We start from the raw sequence: 15,759 nt of genomic DNA, 5'->3' as shown, positions 1-15,759 counted from the left end.
TAATATCAAGAGTTGCATAAATACTAATTAATTATGGGCGAAGGTTTTTAGATTTAGGGCCAATAGTCTATTATTTTATGTAACGATGCGTTACTCAGCGAATAAACATTATTTAAATAAGCAAGGACATTAGACTTATTTCTAATTCATCTTCTCAAACAAAACGCATACAACGAGATGTGTTAAACATATTGTACAAAAACAATTTGGGTAGCATTTTTGTTACGCTATGTGTGTGTTTGGTATTCGTATTTGGTTTTCCAGACAATCCTGATAAACATCAGAAATTCTACTGGCTCTTTGCAATGTTTATAGGGTTCATATTACGTTTCTGGGATATGCGATACTGGCAAAAAGTCCTCAGAGGAAGTGAGTATGATACTTCTAAGCCGCTATTACGTTTTAAAATTTTTCGTTACTTAACATCCTTCATTTTAAGTGCTTATCCGATGCTCTTCCTAGGTTCAATGGATGTAATTGAACTCGCCGTTACGATAGTTGTTATTTCTGCATTAGCTGGGGGTGGTGCGACAATCCTAGCAGCAGATAAAGGGCTTGCTTGTAGTTATGCCTTTATCTTGTTAACGCCTTTTTCAATCGTCTGTTTATTCTCACCTGAAAGCTACCAAAATATTTTTGGCGTATTAGCAATAATTTTTGCGGCTGTCATGTTTTCGTCGGCAAAATCTGCTCATGAATTTACCGCGGATTCTATTTTGATAAAACATCAGCATACTGACTTATTAGCGCAGTTAGAATTAAAGAATAACGAGATATCAGAAACCAACGCAAACCTCGAAACTAAGATAAAAAAACGCACTGAAAAAATATTAGAACTGTCGAACATAGACCCACTGACAAAGCTTTTTAATCGCAACGCGTTTTCTTACAACCTGACATTATTAATCGACTCATGCCAATTGGCCAAGAGTGAGCTCGCAGTGTTATTTATTGACCTTGATGGTTTTAAAAGTATTAATGATTCACATGGTCATCATATTGGTGATCAGGTATTGGTTGAGATCGCCGCTAGACTGAACAAACAAATTAAACAACAACAATGCCTATGCCGTTGGGGTGGCGATGAGTTTCTGATTGTCCTGCAAGATATAGATGTTAATAATGCATACAACTTCGCTAAAGCACTTATTACTATTTTGTCTCAGCCCATTCATGTTGATCATCATGAACTAGTGGTAGGCGCTACTATCGGAATAGCAATGTATCCGGAACATGGCACAGATGGCGAACACTTAGTCGCATTGTCCGACAGAGCGATGTATGTGCAAAAGCAAACAGCCAAATCTGATGTACGTATTTTTACCGAACGAATGAGAGCATCACTCAGTCGCGAAATTAAATTAAAGGACGGACTTACTCACGCAATTAAAAACGAGCAGTTGTTCGTGGTATTCCAGCCGGTGATATGCAGTAAATCAAAAGACGTTAGTTTTTGTGAAGCGTTGTTACGCTGGCGCTTAAATGGCGACGTTATTTCTCCTAGTGAGTTTATTCCCGTGGCTGAGCAACATGGACTGATACACTCGATTGGCGCATGGGTACTACATAAATCGTGCGAAATGGCCGCTAATTGGACATTTGATAAGGCTGTTGAGCTTTCGGTAAATGTCTCAGTGTCACAACTCATGCGTGGTGACTTAGTTTCGACAGTAAAGAGCGCCTTGGCTCAGTCAGGGTTTCCTGCTAAAAACTTACATATCGAAATGACAGAATCAATTTTTGCTGAAGACATTGAGTATGTGCTAAGACAAATTAAAACCTTACAAAGTATTGGTATTAAAGTATCGATTGACGATTTTGGCACCGGTTTTTCTTCTCTTGCGTTATTACAGTCATTATCAGCAGACGTCGTAAAAATAGATCGTCGCTTTATTGAATCAATGAACCAAGGCGGCAAAGCTATTATTCAGGCAACACAGCATATGGCTAGTGAACTTGGCTATAGCGTTGTCGCAGAAGGCGTTGAGACGCCTGAGCAAGCCCGTATTCTATCGGCAATGGGCATTGAGTGTTTGCAAGGGTTTTTCTTTAGCAAACCAATGAAAATAGATGAACTTGCTGAGTGGCATAAAGGTTTGAAGAGAACCATTAGATAAAACCTATTCAACACCGATAAACTTATGTGTTTGTAGTGATAACCGCCAGTTATTTTCAATGCACGTTTTAACCGCAAACTCGGTTGCTCTGGTCTGCATACTAATAGGCTGAAGATAAACAAGTGGCGGCGGTGAGGTTTTTCGGCGAGCAATAATATGGTTCAATTCGTCCACGTGTTTTTGCATGGCAACAGGATGCTTTATTTCATTCGCGCGCTCTATTGCTGAGCTCAGCACTTCATACCCACCTTTCATATTCACTTTTGGCGACAACGTCACCCATGCTTCACTAGCACATTTAATCTCAAAGGTACCGCTAGTCTCAATTTGTATACTAAAACCTTGTGCAATAGCCATTGAGGTTAGCGTTTGCAAATCAAACATGCAGGGTTCTCCACCCGTAATAACAATATGCTTAGCGCGATAGCCTTGCGCGGCAAACAATTCAAAAAGGGCTTTTTCGCTCGCGTCAAAATAGTGCGCTGTTTCTTCATTTTCCAACATCACAAGATCTGCCGTCCTTACGTTGTCGGGCAATACATCCCACGTATGTTTTGTATCGCACCACGAACATCCTACCGGGCATCCTTGTAGGCGCACAAAAATCGATGGCACCCCCGTAAAACTCCCTTCCCCTTGTATAGATTCAAAGACCTCATTGATTAATAGCGATGACATAATTTCTCCATTCAAACCTCGGGGGCACTCAGATAGAATAAAAAAATTCTACGTGCCCCAAATAAGCATTGGGATTTTAACAGGGATAGCTTAAGATCAGGTTATTATTTTTTAATCCAATGAAGCAACTAATGAAATCAACATCTTCTGCCAAAGTGGTGGTCATCTTTTCTGGTGGCATGGATTCATTTACGGTACTAAATAAAGCGCTTAAAGAAGGCTATCAAGTATATGCGGTATCTTTTGACTACGGTCAACGCCACAATAAAGAACTGACTTACGCTGCAAATGTATGCAACGAACTCAAGGTGACTCATCAAGTCATTGATCTCACATCGCTAACCCCTTTACTTGCTGGTTCTTCTTTAACTGACGATATAGATGTCCCAGAAGGTCATTACGAAGAAGAATCAATGAAATCTACCGTTGTGCCGAACAGAAACATGATAATGTTATCAATGGCGGTTGCGTACGCGGTTTCATTAAAAGCTGAGGCAGTATATTTTGGTGCACATTCTGGCGACCATGCCATATATCCAGATTGCCGTACCGAATTTGTAGAGGCAATGAATCAGGTATGTAAAATCGCGAATTACGACGTAGTAGAAGTCCGAGCACCTTATATTAAGCATGACAAAATTGAAATTTTAAGAGATGGTTTAGCCATGGGCTTAGATTATGGAAAAACATGGACTTGCTACAATGGCCGTGAAAAAGCCTGCGGCAAGTGTGGTTCATGTCAAGAAAGATTAGAAGCATTCGAAAAGAATAACGCTGTCGACCCATTATCCTACGAATAAAAAAGGCCACATTTTGTGGCCCGTATTAAACTGTTAGCTTTTACTATTTTTGGCTTTCAGACACAAAATATTCTATTTCTTTAATACAGTAACGCAACACTGGATTCAAACGAGTGTTCTTACCATTCATGACAAACAACTCGTGAGAAAACGGAAATAGGCTCCCTTTTGCAATAGGCACTAAACCTGTTGCAGCCCCTTGCTCTTTTGCGATGTAATCAGGTAATAACCCAACATATTCGCCGGTCATTACTGCAGCCATACAGGCGTCAAACGAATCAGAAAAGGTTTGAATAGATAAGCGCTTGTCATTGTGGATGTAGTTTGACGAAGACAAACCAGAAATACCAATTGCGGGATACTCTTCAATATTTACATTATCTGGTAGTACTTCCGCTTCACGGAATTTAGCTAATGGGTGTGTGGGCGCACAATAAAGCCTGCCTTCACAGTTAATGCCTACCGGGTGAAACATGACAGATTCAGGTTTTACCATATCATAGGTAGACAACACCAGATGACATTCACCAGAGAGCGCAACATGCTCGACTTCATTGTACAAACGTGTCTGAATATTTACATGGATATCATCAAACTTTTTCATAGTACTCTTAACGGCTTTACTTACCGCTAATTGCATAGACGTCGCAAGCCCTGCCATCATGACAATGGTAATGTGGCCGGAATAATCGTCGTGCAGACTTTTTAAGTTAAACACAAAATTATCAAATGCATTGAAAATACGCTTTGTTTCCTGAAATACCACTTCGCCTTCTTTTGTCATTTGAAACCCGCCGCGACCTCGATGACAAAGGACTAAATCAAGCCTTTCTTCTAGTTTTTTAATAGCCGCACTAATATTCGGTCTTTGCATACGAAGAACAGGCTCTGCTGCCGTAAAACCATTACACGATGCAACCGCGTAAAATACTCGCAACAACTTAATGTCTGACTCTTGTAACCGATTTAACATGACTCTTCCTCGTACCTATTTAAACGTATGCCAGCAGATAATTATAGATGGTTCAGTCGCAAAAATTTACGCTGAAAGTTTTGTGGCATTATGTTTAGTTATCGTTTTCTATAACTAAAACTTTACACTTTTTCTCAAAAATGGCAAAAATTTAAGACAATTTCACGACTTGGCTGCGCAAAGATTCTACTTCATCTCGCATTTTTGCTGCTTTTTCGAACTCTAGGTCTCGCGCATGTTCAAACATACGTTTTTCTAATTCGGATATTTGTGCCATCATATCAGTCACTGAGCTTGCAGAATAAGTCTTCGATTTTTCGGCAACTTTCCTAAGCTTCACTTGCCCCGTTGCATTATCGCCATTAGCGCCATCGCCAACATCCATGATATCAGTGATTGGTTTAACTAACGCTTGTGGTGTAATGTTGTTCGCTAAGTTATGCGCAATTTGCGTCTCTCTGCGGCGGCTGGTTTCGTCCATTGCCTTTTTCATCGATTTCGTTATTCGGTCAGCATATAAAATTGCGCGTCCATTTAAATGACGAGCGGCACGCCCCATGGTTTGAATAAGTGACTTTTCTGCCCGCAAAAAGCCCTCTTTATCTGCATCCAGAATCGCAACCAATGAAACCTCGGGCATATCCAAGCCTTCTCTTAATAAATTAATGCCCACGAGGACGTCAAACTTACCAATACGTAAATCTCGAATAATCTCGATGCGCTCCACCGTATCGATGTCAGAATGCAAATAGCGAACGCGTACGTCATGTTCACTGAGATAATCGGTTAAGTCCTCAGCCATACGTTTGGTTAAGGTAGTAATCAATACACGTTCATTTAATACGACTCGTTTGCCTATCTCGGATAGGACGTCGTCTACCTGCGTGCTGACCGGACGCACTTCAATTTCAGGATCAAGCAAACCAGTAGGCCTAACGAGCTGTTCAACAATCTCGCCATCCGTCTTGTTCAGTTCGTAATCGCCGGGCGTAGCAGAAACGTATATTGTTTGGGGCGAGATATGTTCAAACTCTTCAAATTTCAATGGTCTGTTATCAAGCGCAGACGGCAGGCGAAAACCATATTCTACAAGGGTTTCTTTACGTGACCTGTCACCTTTATACATCGCCCCGATTTGCGACACAGTCACGTGAGACTCGTCGATAAAAAGCAAACCATCCGCAGGAAAATAGTCGATTAGTGTTGGTGGCGGTTCTCCCGGCGCTCTACCAGACAGATATCGAGAATAATTTTCTATACCAGAGCAATACCCTAACTCAAGCATCATCTCCACATCATATTGTGTACGCTGACTGATGCGCTGCTCTTCTAGTAATTTATGATTTTCTTTAAGGTGCTTTTGCCTATCACTTAATTCTTGTTTTATCCAATCAACCGCCGCCACAATTTTTTCTCTTGGCGTGACGTAGTGCGTCTTTGGAAATATTGTTGCGCGCACAACGTTTTTTTCAAGTGTGCCCGTTAATGGGTCAAAAAAACTGATTCTTTCAATTTCTTCGTCAAACAATTCCACCCTAACCGCTTGTTTTTCGCTATCGGCTGGGAAAATATCAATCACATCCCCACGCACCCTAAACGTGCCACGTTCAAAAGCCAGATCATTTCGTTTATATTGCAACTCTGCCAATCGACGCAGTATATCCCGTTGATTCATGATGTCACCCTGACGAAGGTGTAACAACATTTTCATATAACTTTTGGGATCACCTAAACCATAAATCGCAGAAACAGACGCCACAATCACTACGTCTCGTCGTTCCATTAATGCCTTAGTAGCAGACAAGCGCATTTGTTCAATATGGTCATTTATCGACGCATCTTTTTCAATGAATGTATCAGTACTTGGCACGTACGCTTCAGGTTGATAGTAGTCGTAGTAAGACACAAAATACTCGACCGAGTTGTTAGGAAAGAACTCTTTCATCTCGCCGTATAATTGTGCTGCAAGTGTCTTGTTATGGGCCAAAATCAACGTTGGTCGTTGTACTTCATTTATAACGTTTGCCATCGTAAAGGTTTTACCTGAGCCCGTTACTCCTAACAAGGTTTGACAAGCTAAACCGTCTTCAAGACCTTCAACAAGGCGACTAATAGCCTTGGGTTGATCGCCCGCAGGTGAATATTTTGATGCTAACTCAAACCCTTTATCCATTAAAATATAATTCTCAATTTTGTAATTAAACGACTTCAGACACGATGTTTTCCGACCTATTTTTTATCAACAAGCGCTTAAACCACATGTAAGAAATAACAGCAGTGATTAAGTTTGCGATAACACATCCCCAAAACAAACCAAATAAACCAAATAAATTGCTGCCTAGGTATACAATTGGAATAAAGCAGGCAAATAAACGAATTACGCTAAGAATTAACGCAGACATTGGCAAATGCATTGCGTTGAATGATGAATTTGTCAAAATTACAATGCCTTGGAAGCCATAACCCAAAGGCACAATAAATAAAAATAGCTTTATATAGTCTTGTACTATTTCTTCATCTGCAAAAACACCGGCAAGTGCAGATGCACATACGACCATCAAAACATAAACAAAGAACTGCCATGCCATTACCACTTTCATACAAAGCAAATAAGCTTCTTCAATACGCGCCCATTTATTTGCCCCAAAGTTTTGACTTAAAAATGGTGGCAAAGACATAGATAATGCCAACACAACAAGACAAGCTAACGATTCGAGGCGGCTACCAACTCCCCAAGCAGCGACGGCTTCAGTACCATAACTTGCAACAATAGCTGTCACAATGGCACCTGCGATCGGCGTTAGCATATTAGCACCGGCTGCCGGTAACCCTATGCGTAATACCCCAGATGACGCCTGTTTGAAATCATTGAAGTTAAGCAGTTTAGGTTCGATCAATTGACGTTGCACCGCCAACAGATACAGTATCCAGACAACACAAATAGCCCATGCTACCGCTGTTGCAATTGCTGCCCCCTGTATACCAAACGCTGGAATAGGCCCTAAACCAAAGATCAACAACGGGTCTAGCACAGCATTAATACCGCCACCAACTGCCATAATTATACTCGGTGTTTTAGTATCGCCGTTAGCGCGCAACACGCTGTTACCCACCATGGGGACCGCCAAAAAAACGCCTGACAAAAACCATATGCCCATATAGTCTTGAATGAAAGGCATCGTTTCTTCCGTCGCCCCCATTGCCGAAAAGATTGGCGTTGTAAATATATAGGCAACAAAAGCTAGTATACCGACCAAGACAACGGACAACATAATTGCGCCACTGGCAATAGACTTCGCATGCTCAGACTCACCACTACCAAGATATTTACCGATGATAGCTGACGTACCAATCCCTAAACCAATGTTCAAACTAATAATGGTAAAGGTCACCGGGAACGTGAAACTGATTGCCGCGAGTTCGCTAGTACCCAACATACTAACAAAAAATGTATCCACCAAAGAAAAGGTCATCAACATAACCATTCCCCAAATCATTGGCATTGTCATTTTTTTTAGCGTTTGGGGGATATCACCTTCAAGCAAGTTATTTGATCTTGACTTTTTCACTATGAATTTGCTTCTTTTATTATTTTTATAGGTTAATAGGCTTTGGATTGTAGCAAATACTACATAAACCATATATGACAATTTTGTGTCTACTTAATGTACAGGCATCAACCACTTTTATGTTGCGTCAATAGAACACCTTTGCTATTTGTTAACGTCAAACACTTGACTACATAGACAATTCTATGGATCAAAATTTAGTGTTTTATTTATTCATGCTAAAAAAAACACACAGGCCACAACAAATATCATTAATATATTATTGAGAAACATACTCATAAAAAAAACAATATTAAACACATGATTTTAAATAACTTTTTAAAATATCAGTACATTTACGCATTTTTCCTATTGACAATCCATCGCATTCACAAAACGCTTTCCAAAAAGTAATCAACATACTTATCCACAGGAAATGTTGATAACTACTTGCGCCTTAATAATGACGCTATATGCAGAGCTTTTGACAAAAATTTAGGTAAGTTACTACTAACCTTATATGTCTATTTCTAATGTTACACATTTATTAAATGCTGACTATACATACAGTATTCAACTACTTTCTAATACTTAAAAGTTATAGCACAATGAATTTTTAATTAAAAAAAATTCCGTTTTTTTAAACATATGATTTTGTTTATTTTTAAAACAAATGAATCCATGATTGTTCCAAATTTTTCATAAACAAAAAACATTTATGAAAATTTTAATTGCTTATAGTTTGTGCATTTAGCCCCTTAAATTGTAATTAAAAGGAAAAATCCACAAAACCTTATTGACAGTGAGGAACTAGCTGATTAATATGCGCATCCGTTGAAAGTCAGGTCCCCCTTAGCTCAGTTGGTTAGAGCGACGGACTGTTAATCCGCAGGTCCCCCGTTCGAGTCGGGGAGGGGGAGCCAACTTTTGACAATATAGTGATATCTGTTCCCCCTTAGCTCAGTTGGTTAGAGCGACGGACTGTTAATCCGCAGGTCCCCCGTTCGAGTCGGGGAGGGGGAGCCAATATCATGGCAACAAATATCCCCTCCGTTTACAAAAATCTATACAATACAAACACAAAACATCAATAACCTTATATTTTTCATGTTGTTTAGCGCCTCATAAAAAGCGATAATTACTCTTATAAAAATACTCACAGATAAACCCGTGATTTCAATAAGTAGAAAATCAATATGACAGAATTATTACTACTGCTAGTCGGCACCGTATTGGTCAACAACTTTGTATTAGTTCAGTTTTTGGGCTTATGCCCGTTTATGGGTGTGTCTGGAAAGCTAGAAACAGCAATGGGCATGTCGTTGGCAACTACGTTTGTATTAACAATTGCCTCTATGAGTAGTTACTTGGTTGAGTCTTATATTCTGCAACCGCTAAACATTGAGTATCTACGTACCTTAAGTTTTATTCTTGTCATTGCAGTGGTCGTGCAATTTACCGAAATGGTAGTGCGAAAAACCAGCCCAACACTTTATCGCCTACTTGGTATTTTTTTACCACTCATTACAACCAATTGTGCTGTATTAGGTGTGGCACTTTTAAATACGACTAAACAACACTCATTTGTCGAATCAATTGTCTATGGCTTTGGCGCTGCTATTGGATTCTCATTTGTATTAGTACTTTTTGCAGCCATGAGAGAAAGACTCGCCGCAGCGGATGTGCCTGAACCGTTCAAAGGTGCGTCGATAGCCATGATAACGGCAGGTCTGATGTCGCTAGCATTTATGGGGTTTGCAGGCTTAATTTAATGACATTTACCCTACTAGCAATACTCGCATTTGCAATACTCGCACTATGTTTTGGTGCGCTTCTTGGTTATGCGGCAATAAAATTTAAAGTGCAAAGCGATCCGCTTGTCGATCAAATAGATCAAATATTACCTCAAACCCAATGTGGACAATGTGGCTACCCTGGCTGTCGCCCTTATGCTGAGGCAATTGCTAACGGTGACGAGATTAACAAATGCCCGCCTGGCGGCGATGCAACAATTAAAGAACTTGCAGATTTAATGGGTGTAGACGCAAAACCATTAGATGCGGCTCATGGTATAGAAGATGTTAAAAAAGTTGCCTACATACGAGAAGACGAATGCATCGGCTGTACAAAGTGTATTCAAGCATGTCCTGTCGATGCTATTTTGGGCGCCGCAAAACATATGCATACGGTAATTATAGATGAATGCACAGGCTGCGATCTTTGCGTTGACCCCTGCCCTGTCGACTGCATAGACATGGTACCACTGGCAAGCAGCAGCCAAACATGGCAATGGAATTTTGAAAATATGACCGTGGGTGATATCCCAGTAAAGCAGGTTTAACTCGATGTTTGCTGATTTCGATTTAGTCATGGAAAAACTAGCAACCAAAAACCTTTGGGATTTTCCTGGTGGCGTGCATCCTCATGGTTACAAAACACTCTCAAATACTAGCCCAATAGCTAACGTAAGTTTACCTGAAAAATTATACATCCCAGTAAAGCAGCACATTGGCGTCGATTCAGAACTCATAGTAAATGTAGGTGATTACGTAAAGGCTGGGCAAGCACTTACGCAAAGTCATAGCCCATTTGCAGTACCAATACACGCTAGTAGTTCAGGAAAAGTGGTAGACATAAGTAATCACGTTGCAGCACATGCTTCAGGTCTATCAGAAAAGACGGTTGTTATTGAGCTAGATGGACTAGATGCACAATATGAACTGCACCCCTTGCTTGATTACACGAAATATGAAAAAACTGACATCGTTGAAGCTATATGTCAAGCGGGCATTAGCGGTATGGGGGGCGCAGGCTTCCCTACTCACCTAAAATCCAACAGTAACAAGCCTGTCGAATTCCTCATCATTAATGGCGTTGAATGCGAACCTTATATTAGCGCGGATGACCGGCTCATGCGAGAGCATGCTTGGCAGATTCGTCAAGGTATCGACGTATTAGTACATTTGCTGGCGCCTAAACAAGTTATTATCGCGGTTGAAGACAACAAACCTGACGCACTCGAGACGATGTCTATTGCTTGTCAACAACAAGAAAATTATCAAGTGGTTAGCATTCCAACCAAGTACCCTGCTGGTGGTGAAAAACAGTTAATTCAAGTATTAACGTCTAGAGAAGTACCGTCAAATGGCTTACCAATTGATGTGGGCTGCCTGATGTATAATGTAGGCACCTGTTTTGCTATTGCGGACGCAATCATCGAAGGGAAACCTTTAACCAAACGAGTAGTTACTTTAACTGGAAAAGCACTAAACAAACCTCAAAATGTTTGGGCATTAATCGGTACGCCAGTGTCCCACTTGCTAAAACACGCTGAATACTCACCGACAGAACAGACCTATCCAAGAATCATTATGGGTGGACCAATGATGGGCTTTACATTGAGTAGTGTGCAAGTTCCGGTCGTTAAAACGACAAACTGTTTGTTGTCCCCAAGCGAAGGTGAACTGCCCAATATTGAAGATGAACGTGCATGTATTCGCTGCTCAGCGTGCGCAGATGCATGTCCAGTTTCGCTATTACCCCAGCAGATGTTTTGGTATAGCAAAGCTAAAGAATACGAAACGGCTGAAGAATACAACCTGTTCGATTGCATAGAGTGCGGCGCATGCGCTTATGTATGCCCTAGCGAAATTCCGCTTGTACACTATTACCGCATTGCTAAATCTGAAATCAGTCAACAAAAAATAGAAAAAGAAAAAGCTGAGAAGGCAAAAATCAGATTTGAAACAAGAAATGATCGTTTATTAAAAGAAAAGAAAGCGCGCGAAGAAAAACATCGTTTGGCAGCGGAAGCCCGACAACAAGCAATGAAATCCGATACCAATGCTAAAGACAAAATAGCAGCTGCACTAGCGAGAGCAAAAGCTAAAAAAGCGGCTCAACACGCTGACGCTGATACATCTGTAGTGCCTGCTGATACAAAGGTCGATGATAAAAAAGCAAAGATTGCTGCCGCTATCGCGAGAGCAAGCGCTAAAAAGGCAGCCGCCGCAAAAAAAACAACGCAAAATACTTCTGAGAATGCGCCTACGTCGACAAACGTAAACGCCGAAACACCTGAAGTAAAAGCGAAGAATAACGAGAGTGAATCTGCTGAAGATAAAAAGAAAGCGAAAATAGCCGCCGCGATTGCTCGCGCAAAAGCTAAAAAAGCAAAAGCGAAGGAAACCAAAAACAACGATGAGTAAACTGAGTGTAGCAAGTTCACCACATCACCATAATGGGCGAGACACCGGCGCAGTAATGCGCATCGTAATGTTGGCTTGTATTCCAGGTATGCTTGCGCAAGTTTGGTTTTTTGGCTATGGCGTGCTTATTCAGGCATTGATTTGCATATCTGCTGCAGTCCTTGCTGAAATCGCAATTGTCGAATTGCGGAAGAAAAACACAGAGCGCATTATCAAAGATTACAGTGCTGCCTTGGCTGGCCTGCTTTTAGCGATATCGATTCCCCCCCTAGCCCCATGGTGGATTGCTGTTATTGGCAGCGTGTTTGCCATTGTAATCGTTAAACAGCTATACGGTGGTTTAGGTTACAACATGTTTAACCCCGCAATGGCTGCTTATGTCATGTTGTTAATTTCGTTCCCGGTACAAATGACGTCATGGCTACCACCAACTACACTTACCGAACAAAGTTTCAGCCTATGGGATGCGATACATACAATTTTTACAGGATATACGTCAAACGGCTATAGCGTAGAACAGCTTAGAGCTGGCGTAGACGGTATAACGATGGCAACCCCGCTTGACCATATGAAAACTGAGCTATTACAAGGTTTTACAGTACAAGAAGCAATTACAGCCGATATCTTTAACGGTAGTAACGGCATAGGATGGACCCAGGTTGCCATAGCCTATCTAATTGGTGGCGTAGTGTTGATTAAAGCCAAGGTTATTAACTGGCACATTCCTATCAGTATGATTATTGGTGCATTAATCACTGCATCAATTCTTTACATGATTGATAGCTCTTTATTTGGTTCTCCTTGGCTTCATTTAATTAATGGCAGCTTGATAATGGGCGCATTTTTTATTGCTACAGACCCAGTATCAGCTGCTACAACAAATAAGGGTCGCATAATTTTTGGGGCGCTTATTGGTATATGGATCATTTTAATAAGGGCATGGGGAAATTACCCCGATGCCGTAGCCTTTGCGGTCATATTGATGAATATGGCGGTCCCGCTTATTGATTATTATACAAAGCCTCGTACCTATGGTCATAAGGTGAAAAAATAACATATGGCAGAAAAAAACATAGTCAAAATGATGAGTAAAAAAGGACTTACGCTCGCAATATTTTCGGTAATCACTACTGGTATTATTGCTGGCACTTTTGCCCTAACAAAAGACAAGATAGACGATGCGAAACAACGACAACTGCGGTTGACGTTAAATGAACTCGTACCCGCTACAAGCCACAACAATGCTCTACACAAAGACTGCATAATCGTGAGTGCAGATCCAAACTTGGATAACGCGCCGCAACATGTTTATCGCGCGCGATTTGATGAGCAAAATGTTGCCATCATTATTGAAACGACGGCGCCTGATGGGTATAGCGGCGATATTGATATTTTAGTCGCGGTTGATAGTAAAAGTACAGTGTTAGGAGCTAGAGTGCTAAGTCACAAGGAAACGCCGGGGTTAGGTGACAAAATTGAATTACGGATAAGTGATTGGATTCTGGATTTTACCGGTGTGGAATTTAGTACAAGCGTAAAAGACAGATGGAAAGTCAAAAAAGACGGTGGGCAATTTGATCAGTTCACAGGCGCAACTATTACCCCAAGAGCGGTTGTAAGTGCAATCGCTAAGGCCGCTGAATATGTAAATGAAAATACTGATAAGTTGTTTACTGCACCATCAAACTGCGACATAACAGATAGCAATGTTGAGGTCTTAAATGGCTCAAATTAAATCTTTATTTGTAGAAGGCATATGGAAAAATAACCCTGCCATTGTACAATTATTAGGGCTTTGCCCCTTGCTTGCAGTAACTGGCACAGTGATTAATGGCCTTGGGCTTGGCCTTGCCACAACCTTAGTGCTGCTAGGATCTAATATCTCAGTGTCATTAGTAAGAAACCTTGTCCCAAATGAAATCAGAATACCGATTTTTGTCATGGTCATTGCGGCATTCGTCACGGTGACCGAACTGCTAATGCATGCGTATACCTACGAGTTATATTTAACCTTGGGAATTTTTATCCCATTAATTGTAACTAACTGCGCGATTATTGGACGGGCTGAGGCGTTCGCCTCAAAAAATCCGGTGCAATTTGCCGCGTTTGATGGACTAATGATGGGCTTAGGTTTCACTATAATACTTGTGGTACTCGGTGGCATGCGAGAGTTACTCGGCTTAGGAACATTACTCGACGGCGCGGAATTGTTATTTGGTGAAGGTGCTGAAAGCCTGACAATTACTGTATTCGACACCGAAAATAAGTTTTTATTGGCTATCCTGCCACCCGGCGCGTTTCTTGGAATGGGCTTACTTATTGCCGCAAAAAACCTGATTGATCAAACCATCGAAAAACGTAAATTGCAAACATCACAGAAAGTAGTCACTCGTGCGCGCGTGACGGGCACCGACTTATGAATAAACAAAAACGATTAGAAATATTAACTAGGCTTCGAGCTAACAACCCCCACCCTACAACAGAGTTAAACTTTTCTACCTCCTTTGAGCTTTTGATTGCAGTGATATTGTCTGCTCAAGCCACTGATGTAGGTGTAAACAAAGCGACAGATAAACTTTATCCGGTAGCAAATACGCCCGAAACCATCTTTTCACTTGGTGTTGAAGGTTTAAAAGAATACATAAAAACCATTGGGCTGTTTAATTCAAAAGCCAAAAACGTAATTGAGACCTGCCGCATTTTGATAGAAAAACATGACTCCATTGTGCCTGAAAATCGCGAAGCCTTAGAAGCCTTACCTGGCGTTGGTCGAAAAACAGCAAATGTCGTGTTAAATACAGCCTTTGGTTGGCCTACAATCGCAGTCGACACCCACATTGACCGGGTATCCAACCGTACTAAGTTTGCTCCTGGCAAAAACGTCATTGAAGTTGAAAACAAGCTACTAAAAGTGGTTCCTGCTGAGTTTAAAGTGGATGTTCACCACTGGCTAATACTACACGGCCGATACACCTGTGTGGCACGTAAACCAAGGTGTGGCAGCTGTATTATTGAAGACTTATGTGAGTTTAAGGATAAAACTGAGTAAGCATAATAACCATTTAGAGTGAGGAGCAGCCGGTTCCTCTGCTTCCCTCAAATTTACAAAACGTATATCTGCATCACTACTACTTAGCTTAGTCGAAGTGTTCTCATTAACACCTGCAACTATTTTCGTCATCCGTTACAAACTTTTCTATTAATCAGCTCGACTTCATACATAAGTTCCGGTTGATAACGAATATTAACAACCATGCATATAATAAAATCGACTTATCTCAGTTTTTAAATTGGACTTTATTATTGAGTTTAAGACGAGTGGAAGTTAGTGGCTTAGGCATCAAATTCAGCCTGAATACAAGCAATTACCGCACTAGGCTAATACGATTGTAAAACAAGTTTGATTTTAACAAAGTACTTAGCACATTTATCAAC

General features: G+C 40.9%; 13 protein-coding genes and 2 tRNA genes. 11 read left to right on the top strand and 4 right to left on the bottom strand.

Annotated features, from left to right (window positions below):
• Window positions 1–305: 305 nt before the first annotated feature.
• Complete coding sequence (locus tag QQK00_RS02855) at window positions 306–2,117, top strand: putative bifunctional diguanylate cyclase/phosphodiesterase (protein WP_284215969.1); 1,812 nt, start codon at window positions 306–308, stop codon at window positions 2,115–2,117.
• Between the two features lie 3 nt (window positions 2,118–2,120).
• Here the strand turns inward: QQK00_RS02855 and queE are convergent, their stop codons facing one another.
• Entirely contained in the window at window positions 2,121–2,795 is a 675-nt protein-coding gene (queE, locus tag QQK00_RS02850) for a 7-carboxy-7-deazaguanine synthase QueE (RefSeq protein WP_284215968.1), read from the bottom strand.
• Window positions 2,796–2,926: 131 nt separating this feature from the next.
• Between queE and queC the strand changes: the two genes are divergently transcribed.
• Window positions 2,927–3,595, top strand: a complete 669-nt coding sequence (gene queC, locus QQK00_RS02845) for a 7-cyano-7-deazaguanine synthase QueC (protein ID WP_284215967.1) — start codon at window positions 2,927–2,929, stop codon at window positions 3,593–3,595.
• A gap of 43 nt (window positions 3,596–3,638) precedes the next feature.
• On the opposite strand, the gene QQK00_RS02840 is transcribed toward queC, so the two are convergent.
• From QQK00_RS02840 to QQK00_RS02830, 3 genes are all read right to left on the bottom strand, one after another.
• The gene (locus QQK00_RS02840; RefSeq protein ID WP_284215966.1) at window positions 3,639–4,568 is read right to left on the bottom strand and encodes a LysR family transcriptional regulator; all 930 of its coding nucleotides are present in this window, start codon (window positions 4,566–4,568) and stop codon (window positions 3,639–3,641) included.
• Window positions 4,569–4,719: 151 nt separating this feature from the next.
• Complete coding sequence (gene uvrB, locus QQK00_RS02835; protein WP_284215964.1) at window positions 4,720–6,741, bottom strand: excinuclease ABC subunit UvrB; 2,022 nt, start codon at window positions 6,739–6,741, stop codon at window positions 4,720–4,722.
• 25 nt (window positions 6,742–6,766) lie between these two features.
• Entirely contained in the window at window positions 6,767–8,140 is a 1,374-nt protein-coding gene (locus QQK00_RS02830; RefSeq protein WP_284217545.1) for an MATE family efflux transporter, read from the bottom strand.
• Window positions 8,141–8,962: 822 nt separating this feature from the next.
• On the opposite strand from QQK00_RS02830, the gene QQK00_RS02825 reads away from it, so the two are divergent.
• The 9 genes from QQK00_RS02825 to nth all read left to right on the top strand — a co-directional run bounded on the left by QQK00_RS02825 (window position 8,963) and on the right by nth (window position 15,373).
• Window positions 8,963–9,039: transfer RNA gene (locus tag QQK00_RS02825), tRNA-Asn, on the top strand.
• 26 nt (window positions 9,040–9,065) lie between these two features.
• Window positions 9,066–9,142: transfer RNA gene (locus QQK00_RS02820), tRNA-Asn, on the top strand.
• Window positions 9,143–9,312: 170 nt separating this feature from the next.
• Window positions 9,313–9,888 carry an electron transport complex subunit RsxA gene (gene rsxA / locus QQK00_RS02815; RefSeq protein ID WP_284215963.1) on the top strand — a complete coding sequence of 192 codons (576 nt, stop codon included), beginning with the start codon at window positions 9,313–9,315 and terminating at the stop codon, window positions 9,886–9,888.
• Entirely contained in the window at window positions 9,888–10,457 is a 570-nt protein-coding gene (gene rsxB, locus QQK00_RS02810) for an electron transport complex subunit RsxB (protein WP_284215962.1), read from the top strand. Before rsxA ends, rsxB begins: the two co-directional genes overlap by 1 nt.
• A gap of 4 nt (window positions 10,458–10,461) precedes the next feature.
• Window positions 10,462–12,324, top strand: coding sequence for an electron transport complex subunit RsxC (rsxC, locus tag QQK00_RS02805; protein WP_348521135.1), 1,863 nt, complete (start codon window positions 10,462–10,464; stop codon window positions 12,322–12,324).
• Window positions 12,317–13,378, top strand: a complete 1,062-nt coding sequence (rsxD, locus tag QQK00_RS02800; RefSeq protein ID WP_284215961.1) for an electron transport complex subunit RsxD — start codon at window positions 12,317–12,319, stop codon at window positions 13,376–13,378. The genes rsxC and rsxD overlap by 8 nt, the downstream gene beginning before the upstream one ends.
• Before the next feature lie 3 nt (window positions 13,379–13,381).
• Entirely contained in the window at window positions 13,382–14,059 is a 678-nt protein-coding gene (rsxG, locus tag QQK00_RS02795) for an electron transport complex subunit RsxG (RefSeq protein ID WP_284215960.1), read from the top strand.
• Window positions 14,046–14,744, top strand: coding sequence for an electron transport complex subunit E (locus QQK00_RS02790; RefSeq protein ID WP_284215959.1), 699 nt, complete (start codon window positions 14,046–14,048; stop codon window positions 14,742–14,744). The genes rsxG and QQK00_RS02790 overlap by 14 nt, the downstream gene beginning before the upstream one ends.
• Entirely contained in the window at window positions 14,741–15,373 is a 633-nt protein-coding gene (gene nth / locus QQK00_RS02785; protein ID WP_284215958.1) for an endonuclease III, read from the top strand. The genes QQK00_RS02790 and nth overlap by 4 nt, the downstream gene beginning before the upstream one ends.
• Window positions 15,374–15,759 lie beyond the last annotated feature (386 nt).

This window comes from Agaribacter marinus, assembly GCF_030160655.1.
In the GTDB taxonomy this organism is placed as follows: domain Bacteria; phylum Pseudomonadota; class Gammaproteobacteria; order Enterobacterales; family Alteromonadaceae; genus Glaciecola; species Glaciecola marina.
The sequence above is the reverse complement of the archived record's forward strand: the minus strand, read 5'-3'. Positions and strand labels throughout refer to the sequence as shown.

Coding starts and splice junctions, on each gene's coding strand:
- queC (WP_284215967.1), top strand. CDS start 2,927: ATGAAATCAACATCTTCTGCCAAAGTGGTGGTCATCTTTTCTGGTGGC.
- rsxG (WP_284215960.1), top strand. CDS start 13,382: ATGGCAGAAAAAAACATAGTCAAAATGATGAGTAAAAAAGGACTTACG.
- QQK00_RS02790 (WP_284215959.1), top strand. CDS start 14,046: ATGGCTCAAATTAAATCTTTATTTGTAGAAGGCATATGGAAAAATAAC.
- rsxA (WP_284215963.1), top strand. CDS start 9,313: ATGACAGAATTATTACTACTGCTAGTCGGCACCGTATTGGTCAACAAC.
- QQK00_RS02855 (WP_284215969.1), top strand. CDS start 306: ATGTTTATAGGGTTCATATTACGTTTCTGGGATATGCGATACTGGCAA.
- rsxB (WP_284215962.1), top strand. CDS start 9,888: ATGACATTTACCCTACTAGCAATACTCGCATTTGCAATACTCGCACTA.
- uvrB (WP_284215964.1), bottom strand. CDS start 6,741: ATGGATAAAGGGTTTGAGTTAGCATCAAAATATTCACCTGCGGGCGAT.
- QQK00_RS02840 (WP_284215966.1), bottom strand. CDS start 4,568: ATGTTAAATCGGTTACAAGAGTCAGACATTAAGTTGTTGCGAGTATTT.
- rsxD (WP_284215961.1), top strand. CDS start 12,317: ATGAGTAAACTGAGTGTAGCAAGTTCACCACATCACCATAATGGGCGA.
- queE (WP_284215968.1), bottom strand. CDS start 2,795: ATGTCATCGCTATTAATCAATGAGGTCTTTGAATCTATACAAGGGGAA.
- nth (WP_284215958.1), top strand. CDS start 14,741: ATGAATAAACAAAAACGATTAGAAATATTAACTAGGCTTCGAGCTAAC.
- rsxC (WP_348521135.1), top strand. CDS start 10,462: ATGTTTGCTGATTTCGATTTAGTCATGGAAAAACTAGCAACCAAAAAC.